Origin of the sequence: Pontibacillus yanchengensis Y32 (assembly GCF_000770635.1) — a bacterium.
GTDB lineage: Bacteria > Bacillota > Bacilli > Bacillales > BH030062 > Pontibacillus > Pontibacillus yanchengensis.
This window is the reverse complement of sequence record NZ_AVBF01000020.1, coordinates 50497-63405: the sequence shown is the minus strand read 5'-3', so window position 1 is coordinate 63405 and position 12909 is coordinate 50497. Positions and strand designations below refer to the sequence as shown.

Sequence of the window (12909 nt, the reverse complement as noted above, 5' to 3'; positions counted from 1 at the left end):
TGGGGGCCACTTTTAGTTTAATTTACTGGGTTTTGTCCCAGCCTCTTTTCTTATTGGTACATATGAGGTTTTATTTTCTTACCTTAGGTCTAGGGACTCTTTTGATGATAAAGAAGAGGTAAAGTATAGAACCGATTAAAGCTAGCATAGCCCCACTAGGTAATTGAATCCCTAAACTTTCTATGATTGCTAGAGTAAGGGTAGGTACGGTTGTAGCATATACAGAAAGATTCCATGTTTGTTTATAATTCAAGGGTTTAGATTGCAATTTAGCAAACAATAATCCTATTCCACCTAAAAGAGTGATTTCTACAAATTTTATTCCAGTCGCAAAAAAGTAAAGAATTATAAGCGAAATTGGTAATGGTAATGGGAGGCTTGAAAGGACATCCCCCTCATATGTACCAACTAACTCACCCAACAGAGTAGGGAGTAGACTGATAGCCATAAGAAAAAATAGATAGGAAATAGATTTGCCAATAGATAGCATCCTAAATGCTGAAGTACGTTTGGCAGAATATATGCTATATAGAAGTTGTTTGTATAAAGTAATATTCTTCATTCTAGTTCATCACCTTAATTTTATTTACAAAACTAATGATAAATGAGGAGATTTCTTTAAAGCAATTAAAAAAATATAAATTTTAATTCAAAAGTGAATGTTAACTGAATGTAAATTTATTATTAAAAAAACCGAAATGACTTTACAAAACATTAAAATTCCCTTAATAATAGATGAGGGTTTTGGAACAGAAATCTACAAAAAAAGACAAAACATTGGATGAGGGGAGTAAAACCATTGGAAGAAATTAATGTACAAGAAATGATCTTTCAGTTTATTGGTGGTTTAGGGATCTTCTTATTTGGATTGAAGTATATGGGGGACGGTTTGCAGAAATCAGCAGGTGATCGTCTTCGAAATATATTAGATCGCTTTACTACAAATCCATTCATGGGCGTATTAGCTGGTATGCTCGTTACAATGCTAATTCAGAGTAGTTCTGGCACAACTGTTCTTACTGTAGGCTTGGTTAACGCTGGATTTATGACTTTAAGACAAGCTATAGGGGTCATAATGGGTGCCAATATTGGTACTACAGTAACTGCATTTATTATAGGTATTGAGATAAAAGAATATGGTCTACCTATATTGGCTCTAGGAGCATTGTTGTTATTCTTTTTTAAGAACAAAAAAATAACTTATCTAGGTCAGACACTCTTTGGGTTTGGTGCTCTATTCTATGGTTTAAAACTAATGAGTACCGGGATGAAACCTTTAAGAGGGCTTGAAGCGTTTCAAGATTTAACAGTAAGCATGAGTGAACAACCAATTTTAGGTGTGGCAATAGGGACATTATTTACAGTTGTTGTACAAAGTTCCAGTGCGACAATTGGGGTACTTCAAGGATTATATGAACAAGGCGCAATTGACTTGCAAGCGGCACTACCTGTCTTGTTTGGGGATAATATCGGTACAACAATTACTGCAGTATTTGCTGCTATTGGTGCTAGTATAGCTGCTAAACGAGCAGCATTTACGCATGTCATATTTAACATTGTAGGTACTGCCCTATTCTTAATATTGCTTAGGCTATATATACCCTTTATTGATTACTTGAAAGGTGCTATTGGATTAAATGAACCAATGACAATAGCATTTGCACATGGTATTTTTAACTTCACAAATATGCTTATACAATTTCCTTTCATCGGTTTATTAGCCTACATTGTAACGAAACTTATACCAGGTGAAGATACAGCAGTAGATCAGAAACCTATACACCTGGATCCGATATTTATTGAACAGTCTCCATCCCTTGCTTTAGATCAAGCGAAGGAAGAGGTTATGAGGATGGGAGACTTTGCGTATAAAGGACTTGAAGAAACTAGTCAATATTTAAATACTCAACAACGGAAGCATGCAGATAAAGCTCTTCAGTTTGAAGAAGCTCTTAACAATTTAGATCGAAATATAACAGATTACCTAGTTAGTATCTCAGGCTCTTCTTTAACAGAGGTGGAAAGTGCTAAGCACTCTGCACTTATAGATTCAGTCCGTGATATTGAACGAATAGGGGATCATTTCGAAAATATCCTAGAACTAATTGATTATAAAATCTCAAACAAACTTGATATTACTGACCAGGCAAAGGAAGATTTAAATGAAATGTTAAATCTAACCTTACTCACAGTAAAACAGTCAATAAAATCTCTTGAAACAATGGATAGGGAAGAAGCTCTAGCTGTAGTTCAAAAAGAGAATCAAATTGATCAATATGAAAGATCTTATCGTAAGAAACATATCATTCGTATGAATGATGGACTTTGCACAGGCCCTGCTGGTATAGTTTTTGTTGATATTTTAAGTAACTTAGAACGAATAGGAGATCATGCAGTAAATATTGCAGAAGAAGTATTAGCTAATCAGAATTAAGAAAGAGGAGGGGGGGGTCCCTTCCTCTTCAATATTTTATAACTATTTAAAATTTTTATCTTGATATGAAAGGGTCTACGTGCTATATTATTCGTGTTGCTTCATTTTCACAAATAAATTATTGACGATTTTTTTGAAGCAATGTTATACTATAATTCGTCGTTGAAAAGATGATATTTTCAATTGATTAAATTTTTTGGTTGAAAATCATTCCAATATAGTGTAACATTAACTGGGTCGCACTAAATAAATTAGTATTGCTTTTAAGGACATTTTATTTATAAAACTTTGTTGTGTTGTAACAAGGATGATTAATTTCAACACAGACCTATTATTATATTCCAACGTAGCTCAGTGGTAGAGCTATCGGCTGTTAACCGATCGGTCGCAGGTTCGAATCCTGCCGTTGGAGCCATATGGCGGCGTAGCTCAGCTGGCTAGAGCGTACGGTTCATACCCGTGAGGTCGTGGGTTCGAGTCCCTCCGCCGCTACCATTTACATACTGATTCTTTTACAAAAGGATCTAATAAATTAATTATAATGGCGGTTGTGGCGAAGTGGTTAACGCACCGGATTGTGGCTCCGGCACTCGTGGGTTCGATCCCCATCAATCGCCCCATTAGAGTTGGACCCTTAGCTCAGCTGGTTAGAGCTATCGGCTCATAACCGATCGGTCGCAGGTTCGAGTCCTGCAGGGTCCACCACTCTTTTTATTTTGATTACGGAGGAGTACCCAAGTTCGGCTGAAGGGAGCGGTCTTGAAAACCGCCAGGGGGTTAACGCCCCGCGGGGGTTCGAATCCCTCCTCCTCCGCCATATTTTTATTTTACATATTTATTAGTGGCTCGATAGCTCAGTCGGTAGAGCAACGGACTGAAAATCCGTGTGTCGGCGGTTCGATTCCGTCTCGAGCCACCACTTTTTTGATTAGCAAGCAATAAGTGCTTGCATTTTTTATATTAAAGACTAGATACTCAAAACACATCCATTTATGGTGTGTTTTTTTATTTAATGTTTTATTTTACCTGAATTAGGATATTATACAAGTGGAGCGTTTCCTTGTGTTCTTTTCTGTGCTTATTATTTGCAAGGGATACAACGGTTTGATACGCTTACAATTGAAGCTTGTAACTCTCGCAAGCAAATATGTATTACATATTATTTAAGGAGGAGATTCAAGATGGCTAAATTTGAACTACCAGAACTTCCATATGCATATGATGCATTAGAACCTCATATTGACAAGGAAACAATGAACATTCACCACACGAAGCACCACAATGGGTATGTAACGAAGCTTAACAATGCTTTAGAAGGACATGCAGACCTACAAGACAAATCACTTGAACAACTTCTTGGTGACCTAGATGCAGTACCTGAAGATATTCGTACTGCTGTTCGTCGTAACGGCGGTGGCCATGCGAACCATACTCTATTCTGGACTATCATGTCCCCAAATGGTGGTGGCGAACCATCTGGTGAACTAGCGGATAAAATTAACGCTAAGTTCGGTAGCTTTGATGAATTCAAAGATACTTTCACAAAAACAGCACTTGGTCGCTTTGGATCAGGCTGGGCTTGGTTAGTAGTTAACAATGGTGAACTAGAAGTAATGGATACACTAAACCAAGATTCTCCAATCATGGAAGGCAAAACACCTATTTTTGGTCTAGATGTTTGGGAGCATGCTTATTACCTAAATTATCAAAACCGTCGTCCTGATTACGTTTCTGCATTCTGGAATGTAGTAAACTGGGATGAAGTAGAGCGTCGTTATAACGAAGCTAAATAAAAATAAGTATTCAAAATGGTGCAGATACCAATCTGCACCATTTTTTTTATCTTCTAGGAAAAATATAATATTTAATGCTCGTGTATTACTGAAAAAGTGAAGTAGCCATGTCCGGTTCCAGCACCTAGTTACTCATGTACTTCCTGCACCTTTTTACGATAAGGTAACACCGTATTAACCCGCTTCCAATCGTTAGACGTATGTACATCGCTAAATGAACCTCCTGAGTGTTCAAAGTTAAAAACGATATATTCTAAATTTCACAACGCCTTGTTTTGAATAACTGCACCCTTTTTGAAAAGACTAAGGGATAGATATTTAGGAGGCGTTTGGGGTAATGAATAAAAAAATGAACGCAATATTAGGAGATGTAGAAGTTAACCGAGATTTAATTTTATTATTAACAATTGGCGGGCTTTATGCTTTAGGTATATTCCTATCCAATACGTTTGTAAATATATACTTATGGAAGCAATCAGGAGAATATCTGGCAATAGCGCTTTATAATCTTTCTATATATATTATGCAACCATTAACTTTTATCTTGGCGGGGCGATGGGCAAAACGCATGGACCGCGTTATAGTGCTTAGACTAGGGGTGATTTTTTTATCATTATTTTTTCTCACAGTACTTATTGTTGGAGAACAGGCTGCTACTTATAAAATACTGTTAGGTTCAGTTCTAGGGATTGGATATGGGTTTTATTGGCTTGCATTCAATGTTCTTACTTTTGAAATAACAGAGCCAGAAACAAGAGATTTCTTTAATGGATTTCTGGGGTTACTTCAATCTTTTGGTGGGATGGTCGGCCCTATACTAGCTGGTTTTATCATTTCTAGAATGACTGAAAATACAGGCTACACTATTATATTTTCTATATCATTATCGTTATTTATTTTAGCAGTTATCTCAAGTTTCTTTCTAAAAAGACGTTCAGCTAAAGGCAACTTTTCGTTCCGACGTATTATCCATGAACGCAAAAGAGATCATAACTGGAAGCGCATATTAACCGCTCATATTTTTCAAGGTTTAAGGGAAGGTACCTTTTTGTTTGTTATATCTATTTGGGTATTTATTACTACTCAGAGTGAATTTGCGTTGGGGACGTTTAACTTGGTGTATTCAGGGTGTGCATTTCTCTTCTATTATTTAGTTACGCGCTTTGTTAAACCAAGAATGCGGAAAACCTCCATATTTGTGGGTGGACTGACACTTTATTTATCATTGTTTTTAATATTAATTCAGTTGAGTTATCCTACCTTATTGATATATGCAGCCCTTATAGGTATTGCTTATCCAATTATTTATGTGCCTTATTTATCCCTAACATATGATGTAATAGGAAAAGCATGGCATGCTGCTGAGATGAGAATCGAATACATTGTAGTAAGAGAGCTGTATTTAAACTTAGGAAGAGTAATTTCAATATCCATCTTCTTGTTAGGTGTATCTCTATTTTCGCCGGAGACAATCATACCTTATATATTAATGATTGTGGGAATTGGGCATTTTGTTATATATTTCTTTATTAAAGATGTCCGTTTTACGGTGAATACAGAAGAAGAGTCTGTTTTTGTGAAAAATAAACTTGCAGATAATGATAATCGTTAATCAGGAATTGCGTTGCATAGTATAGGTAAGGAAGAGGTGCTATAATTAAAAAGATGATAACTAAGTAATAGGGGGAGAACTATGGGGAACAAACATAAGAAAAAGAAATCACATCTTCCCTTCCGGTTGAATGTATTATTTTTTGCGATATTTCTATTGTTTTCTGGATTAGTTTTGCAATTAGGGGTTGTACAAATCCTATATGGGGCGGACGCACAAGATGAGATTGATAAAACGACAAACCAAACCACGAAGGTACCCGTACCAAGAGGGAAAATGTATGACAAGTACGGTAATGTAGTGGTGGACAATGAGCCAATGTACTCTATCACATACACACCAATGAAGTCGCCTAGTCAACAACTCCATTTAAGCATAGCTAAGAAGTTAGCAGGTATGATTCAAATGGATACTGGAGACATAACCGTAAGAGATAAAAAAGATTACTGGATTTTAACGCAAGAATCACCATATAAGGATCGTTTAACAAAAGAAGAGCAAACTTATACAGATGAAGAAGCTCAAGCGGAAGAACCAAGACCATATGAATTGCTTTTAGAAAGAATCGATATAAACAAGGACCTTAATTTTAGTGACCAAGAGAAAGAGATTATTGCTATTAAACGTGAACTAGATCGAGCGTATTCCTTAACACCACACGTTATAAAAAATGAAGACGTATCCCAAGAGGAATATGCAGTGGTTGCTGAACACTTAAATGAACTTCCAGGAATAAATGTTACCACTGACTGGAAACGTAAATACCCTTATGGCGATTCACTAAGAGATTTTTTAGGAAGCATCACAACTGATGGATTACCAAAAGATGAGCTTGATTATTACCTATCTCGTAATTATAGTCGGAATGACCGTGTAGGTTCTAGTGGAATAGAAAAAAGATACGAGATGGTCTTGAAAGGGCAGAAAAAACAAATACAATACACAACAGACCGTAATGGAAATCTTGTTAATGAGAAAGTAGTTCAAGAAGGAAATCGTGGTCAAGATTTAGTTTTAAATGTCGATATGGAATTACAAAAGTTAATGGATGAATCCATTCGAAAACATCTTAAAGCCGCCAAGCAAAAGTTTCCCATTGAAAACAAATATATGAAAGAGGCTATGGCTGTTGCATTAGACCCTGATACTGGTGAAGTAATGGCTATTTCAGGGCAAACATGGGATGAAGAAGATAAGGAGTTTTATGATAGTGGCATAAGAGCAGTTAATGCTCCAGTATTACCTGGTTCAGCTGTAAAAGGCGGTACGATGTTAGCTGGTTATGATTATGGTGTAATAAATTATGGGGAGCAAATTTATGATAACCCAATAAAATTGAAGGGTACACCTTCAAAAAGTTCCTATCAAAACTTAGGTTTCGTCTCCGATATAGAAGCTCTAAAGAAATCTTCTAACGTATATATGTATCACGTAGGTATGAGAATTGGCGGGGATCCGAGTTACCAACCAAATGAGAAGCTTACTTTTTATCCAGAACGTTTTCAAGTATTTAGAAATTACTACAGCCAATTTGGTTTAGGAGTCAAAACTGGCCTTGATATCCCCAGTGAAACGGAAGGATCTGGACAGCAAAGTGATAACTTCCTTGGTGGTAATATCATGGACCTTGCTATCGGTCAATATGATACGTACACAACAATGCAGTTGGCACAATACGTATCTACGATTGCCAATGATGGTTATCGAGTGCAGCCTCAAATTGTGAGTGAAATTCGCGAACCTACAACAGAAAGAAATCAGCTTGGGCCTGTTGTTCAATCAAATAATACAAATGTGCTAAATAGAGTAACGATGGACCAAAAATATATTAATCGCGTTCAAGAAGGATTTAGAGAAGTATTTACAAACGGTGGAACAGCTCACACCTATTTTGAAGATACAGATTATGAAGCAGCAGGTAAAACAGGTACTGCTCAGGCTAGTTACTGGGAGCCGATGCGTGATGGAGAAGGTCAAGTAATAGAGTATAAGGAAAGAAAACTAGAAAACTTAACTTTAGTTGGATATGCTCCATATGATGATCCAGAAATTGCATTTGCAATAGTAGTTCCTTATACAGGGATTGTGAACGGCCAATACCAAACAAATAAAAAGATAGGTAGAGATCTTTTAGATGGTTACTTTAAACTAAAGCAAGCACGTAAAGAAAAGGAAAGTGTAAATGACATAACAGAAGAAAAAATGCAGGCAAATGATACACTAACTACTACAGAAAACGAAAACTAATGACATTTTTAAGGCAAAATATAGCGAATCAAGCGATATTTTGTCTTTTTTTATATCTTTTTTTAGAAAAAGCTACGTGGTTTGATCGCCTATTTTGTCGGCTTTTGCCGTAGAGTTTACTTCATCTTTTAATTAATTTACATAACCTTAACATTTTGTTCATATGTACTTAAAAGAGTCTAGGTAAGATATGAATTGTGAGTTGATCAGGGAATCAACCAACAAAATTCAACAAACATTTTAGGGGGAAAAAGAAATGAAGAGTTTCAAGAATTTAGCTCTATTACTTACTCTTGTATTCGCTCTTACTGCACTAGCTGCTTGTGGTAGTAGCGAAGGTGGAGACAGCGAAAGCTCTGGCGATGAAGGTCAGACAGAAGAAGGTTCAAACGGAGATAGCGGTTCTGAATCTGAATCTGGTTCTGAAGGCGGCGAAAGTGCTGAAGGTGGAGAAAGCGAAGAGCTTTCTGGCACAGTTAAAGTAGCAGGATCTTCTACTGTTTACCCAATGGCAGTTTACATTGCAGAGCAGTACCAAAAAGAGCATTCTAACGTTAACGTAACTGTTGACTCTATCGGTTCCGGCGGTGGATTCAAGAAATCTACTAAAGGTGAAATCGATCTATCTAACGCTTCTCGTCAAATCAAAGAAGAAGAAAAGCAAATCGCTAAAGAAAATGACGTACAGCTTGAGCCACTAACTTTAGCGTATGACGGTATCACAGTAGCAGTTAACAACAATAACTCTTTCGTTGAAAACCTTTCTGTTTCCCAGCTGAAGAAAATCTTCTCTGGTGAAGTAACAATGTGGTCTGAGCTTAACTCTGAATGGCCAGAAGAAAAAATCGGTATCTATGCTCCTGGGTATGACTCTGGTACAAACGAATACTTCCACGAAGCAATCCTTGGTGAAGACACTGAGTATGTGGAAGATAGCCGCGTAACTCTTTCTGAAGATGACAACGTACTTGTACGTGGTATCAAAAACGATGAGTATGCAATCGGCTTCTTCGGCTATGCTTACTATGCAGCAAACGAAGATTCTCTTAAAGCTCTAGGCGTTAAAGATGGAGAAGACGCAGAAGCAGTTAAACCAAGCGAAGAAACAATCCAAAACGGAGATTACACTCCATTATCTCGTCCACTATTCACTTATGTGGTAGTAGGTTCTCTAGAAAAGCCACAAGTTCTTGACTATACAGTCTTCACACTTAATAATGCAGCAGCTGCTGCTAAGGACGTACAATACGTTCCACTTAAAGATGAGAAGTATCAAGAACAAATCGACAAAGTGAAAGAATGGGCTCCATCTAACTAATTGATTAATTTCAAGATAGCTCTTTAAAAAGGTGGGGGGCACTAGTGCTAATGGTCTAGTACCCCTCGCTTTTCCTATGTTTAAGAAAGGAGTCTGATTTAGTAATGGAATCTAACCCTAATGAAGGCAACAAACAACAATCTGTAAGTCAACGAATTCAAAGTAATAGACAGAATCGCAGTGGGTTAATGATTATAGAATCATTAGTACCGAAATTATTGCTTCTTGCTTCTATAATTTCTGTACTTGTCACTGTTGGTATTTTATACACGCTGTTAAGTGAGGCAATAACATTTTTTACGCAAGTAAACTTTTTTAGTTTCATTACAGGATTAGATTGGTCGCCATGGCAAGGTAGGTATGGTATCTTAGGCTTAGTAAGTGGTACAATGCTTATTACTGTTATAGCTATGGTAGTAGCAATACCTGTTGGTGTCGCATCTGCTATTTTCTTGAGTGAGTATGCTACAGATAAGTGGAGAAGAATTCTTAAGCCAATTTTAGAAGTTCTAGCTGGAATCCCTACCGTTGTATATGGTTTCTTTGCATTAACATTTGTAACTCCAATACTTCGAGCAATTATCCCTGGATTATCCTTTTTTAACGCGTTAAGTGCAGGGATTGTAGTTGGAGTAATGATTATTCCTATGATTGCTTCTTTAACGGAAGACGCTATGAGTTCTGTACCGAACGAAATGCGTGAAGGTGCTATGGCTCTTGGGGCTACCCGTTTTGAAACGACCGTGAGAGTTGTATTACCTGCTTCCTTGTCTGGAATTGTAGCTTCCTTTGCTTTGGGTATATCCCGTGCAATTGGTGAGACTATGATTGTTGCTATTGCAGCTGGTGCAACACCAAAGTTTACTTTAGATCCTACACAATCTATTCAAACGATGACTGGTTATATTGTGCAGGTTGCTAAAGGAGATGCTGGATTCGGTACAACTATTTACTACAGTATTTATGCAGTAGGAGCAACTCTATTCGTATTTACACTTATTATGAACTTATTGGCACAGTTCATATCTCGTCGTTATAGAGAGGAGTATTAATATGAATTATATCGATGAACAAACGGTTCAAAAAAACATGGGAAACCGTATAAAGAAAAATAAAATGTGGAGATGGCTCTTCTTTTCTGCCACTATGATAGCATTGCTATTTCTCGCTGCTCTTGCCTATCGTATATTGACTCAAGGAATTGGCGGTATTGATTGGCAGTTTATTTCAGGTTTTACATCTGCTTCCCCTGAACGTGCAGGAATTAAAGCAGGTGTAGTAGGTTCTCTTTGGTTAATGGCTGTTACAGCACCTGTTACAATTATTTTAGGGGTAGCTACAGCTATCTATTTGGAAGAATATGCGAAAAAAGGTCGCTTAACGAATTTTATTCAAACTAATATTCAAAACCTAGCAGGAGTACCATCTATTGTTTTTGGACTACTAGGACTAACGATCTTTGTTTACGTTTTTAATATCGGGGAAGTCATCTTAGCAGGTGGTCTTTCACTCGCTTTACTTGTGCTACCTGTAATTACAGTAGCTGCACAGGAATCGGTTCGAGCGGTTCCAACTGATGTAAAAGAAGCATCCTATGCTATGGGCGCAACAAAATGGCAAACTGTACGAAGAATTATTTTACCAGCTGCAATCCCTGGTATAATAACAGGTAGTATTTTAGCTCTTTCTCGTGCGATTGGTGAAACGGCACCTTTACTTGTTGTAGGAGCTTCCACTGCAATATTTACGTTACCAAACGGCATTATGTCCCCATACACGGCAATGCCTATTCAGATATTCAGTTGGACTCAGCAACCTCAACAAGCATTCCAGGGAGTTGCATCTGCAGGTATCGTAATATTGCTAGTGATTTTACTACTGATGAACTCTATTGCTGTGTTTATTCGTAATAAGTTCCAAAATCGTTATTAGTAACCTTTTTTATCAAGCTTCGAGGAGGAATAAAAATGGCTCAAACAAATGAACAACAATCGAATGAAACAGTCAAGCAGACGGAAAGTAAGCAGACTGTTTATAATGTGCAAAACTTAAACTTATGGTATGGTGAAGATCAAGCTCTTTACGATGTAAATATGAAAATTGGGGAAAATGATGTAACTGCTATTATCGGTCCATCAGGTTGCGGGAAGTCTACTTTTATTAAAACGTTAAATCGTATGGTAGAGATGGTACCAGTAGTACGTACTTCTGGAGAGATCAGTTATCGCGGAGATAATATCTTTGACCGAAGCTATGCGGTTGAAGACCTTCGAACTAAAGTGGGTATGGTCTTCCAGCAACCAAATCCATTCCCTAAATCAATTTATGAAAATATTGTATATGGGCCAAGAATCCATGGTATTAAAGACAAGAAAACACTTGATGCTATTGTAGAAAAGAGTTTAAAAGGCGCGGCTTTATGGGACGAGGTAAAAGACCGTTTAGATCAAAATGCGTTTGGTCTATCTGGTGGTCAGCAGCAGCGTGTTTGTATTGCTCGTTGCTTGGCTATTGAACCTGATGTTATACTAATGGATGAGCCAACGTCAGCATTAGACCCAATTTCTACAGCAAAGATTGAAGAACTTGTACAACAATTAAAAGAAAATTATAGTATAATTATCGTTACTCACAATATGCAACAGGCTGCACGTATCTCTGACAATACAGCCTTCTTCTTGAATGGGGAGCTAGTGGAGTACAATGACACCAATACCCTATTCTCTACACCGGGAGATAAGCGAACTGAAGATTATATCACAGGCCGTTTTGGTTAATAGAGTGGTGTAGCCCTGGAAAGGGGAATACCAAATGGCTTTACGTGGTCAGTTTCATGATGAATTAGATAGGTTAAAGTTTAGAATAAAGAAACTTGCTGTAAGCTCTGTAGATGCATTTGATCAGTCTATAACTGCTCTATATGAACATGATGTTGAAAAGGCAAAACAGATAATCAATGATGATTCAAAGATTGACAAAGAAGAATTAGAAATTAATGAGTCAGCAATTCTGTTAATTGCAAAACAACAACCTGTGGCTACAGATTTACGTCGTCTAATTGTTGCTATAAAAGCATCATCTGATTTAGAGCGAATGGCTGATCATGCGACGAATATTGCAAAAAGTACTATTCACTTAGGTGAAAATCATGATGTTGAGATTCATCCAAAACTAAAAGAGATGGCGTCAGTTGCTAAAGAGATGGTGGAAATTGCCACGAAAGCTTTTGAACAAGAAAACGTCTCCTTAGCTCGTAAACTTGCAGAGATGGATGATCAAATCGATGAAATGTACGGTCAAGTGACAAAAGAGATGCTTGAGATGACAGCGAATAATCCACAAAAAATACAACACATTATGCAAATGGCTTTTGTTGGAAGGTATATCGAACGTTTTGCGGATCATATTACGAACATTGGCGAGAATATCTTTTATATTGTTAAAGGGGAAACCTTTGATTTAAATGATTAATTTGCATAAACAAGCCCTGCTCCTTCATGAGAGC

Annotated in this window: 10 protein-coding genes and 6 tRNA genes; 15 read left to right on the top strand and 1 reads right to left on the bottom strand. The window is 37.2% G+C overall.

Annotated elements, in window-relative coordinates:
• Nucleotides 1-70: 70 nt before the first annotated feature.
• Nucleotides 71-562: a DUF1189 family protein gene (locus N782_RS09235; RefSeq protein ID WP_036818783.1), complete on the bottom strand. Its 492-nt coding sequence runs from the start codon at nucleotides 560-562 to the stop codon at nucleotides 71-73.
• A gap of 261 nt (nucleotides 563-823) precedes the next feature.
• On the opposite strand from N782_RS09235, the gene N782_RS09230 reads away from it, so the two are divergent.
• From N782_RS09230 to phoU, 15 genes are all read left to right on the top strand, one after another.
• Nucleotides 824-2434 (top strand): Na/Pi cotransporter family protein, encoded by a 1611-nt coding sequence (locus N782_RS09230; RefSeq protein ID WP_420805588.1) that lies wholly within the window; start codon nucleotides 824-826, stop codon nucleotides 2432-2434.
• A 340-nt stretch (nucleotides 2435-2774) separates the two neighbouring features.
• Nucleotides 2775-2849: transfer RNA gene (locus N782_RS09225), tRNA-Asn, on the top strand.
• A 3-nt stretch (nucleotides 2850-2852) separates the two neighbouring features.
• Nucleotides 2853-2929 (top strand) — tRNA-Met (locus N782_RS09220).
• Between the two features lie 49 nt (nucleotides 2930-2978).
• Nucleotides 2979-3054, top strand: a tRNA-His gene (locus tag N782_RS09215).
• An 8-nt stretch (nucleotides 3055-3062) separates the two neighbouring features.
• Nucleotides 3063-3139, top strand: a tRNA-Ile gene (locus N782_RS09210).
• 19 nt (nucleotides 3140-3158) lie between these two features.
• Nucleotides 3159-3251: transfer RNA gene (locus N782_RS09205), tRNA-Ser, on the top strand.
• Nucleotides 3252-3277: 26 nt separating this feature from the next.
• Nucleotides 3278-3353, top strand: a tRNA-Phe gene (locus N782_RS09200).
• Nucleotides 3354-3615: 262 nt separating this feature from the next.
• Complete coding sequence (locus N782_RS09195) at nucleotides 3616-4227, top strand: superoxide dismutase (RefSeq protein ID WP_036818780.1); 612 nt, start codon at nucleotides 3616-3618, stop codon at nucleotides 4225-4227.
• 337 nt (nucleotides 4228-4564) lie between these two features.
• Complete coding sequence (locus N782_RS09190) at nucleotides 4565-5839, top strand: MFS transporter (protein ID WP_036818778.1); 1275 nt, start codon at nucleotides 4565-4567, stop codon at nucleotides 5837-5839.
• Nucleotides 5840-5920: 81 nt separating this feature from the next.
• Nucleotides 5921-8086: a peptidoglycan D,D-transpeptidase FtsI family protein gene (locus tag N782_RS09185; protein ID WP_036818774.1), complete on the top strand. Its 2166-nt coding sequence runs from the start codon at nucleotides 5921-5923 to the stop codon at nucleotides 8084-8086.
• A 256-nt stretch (nucleotides 8087-8342) separates the two neighbouring features.
• Nucleotides 8343-9404, top strand: coding sequence for a PstS family phosphate ABC transporter substrate-binding protein (locus N782_RS09180; protein ID WP_036818773.1), 1062 nt, complete (start codon nucleotides 8343-8345; stop codon nucleotides 9402-9404).
• Between the two features lie 104 nt (nucleotides 9405-9508).
• Complete coding sequence (gene pstC, locus N782_RS09175; RefSeq protein WP_036818772.1) at nucleotides 9509-10456, top strand: phosphate ABC transporter permease subunit PstC; 948 nt, start codon at nucleotides 9509-9511, stop codon at nucleotides 10454-10456.
• Between the two features lies 1 nt (nucleotide 10457).
• Nucleotides 10458-11336 carry a phosphate ABC transporter permease PstA gene (gene pstA / locus N782_RS09170; protein WP_036818770.1) on the top strand — a complete coding sequence of 293 codons (879 nt, stop codon included), beginning with the start codon at nucleotides 10458-10460 and terminating at the stop codon, nucleotides 11334-11336.
• 11 nt (nucleotides 11337-11347) lie between these two features.
• Nucleotides 11348-12181, top strand: coding sequence for a phosphate ABC transporter ATP-binding protein PstB (pstB, locus tag N782_RS09165; protein ID WP_338048253.1), 834 nt, complete (start codon nucleotides 11348-11350; stop codon nucleotides 12179-12181).
• Between the two features lie 34 nt (nucleotides 12182-12215).
• Complete coding sequence (gene phoU / locus N782_RS09160; protein ID WP_036818766.1) at nucleotides 12216-12875, top strand: phosphate signaling complex protein PhoU; 660 nt, start codon at nucleotides 12216-12218, stop codon at nucleotides 12873-12875.
• Nucleotides 12876-12909 lie beyond the last annotated feature (34 nt).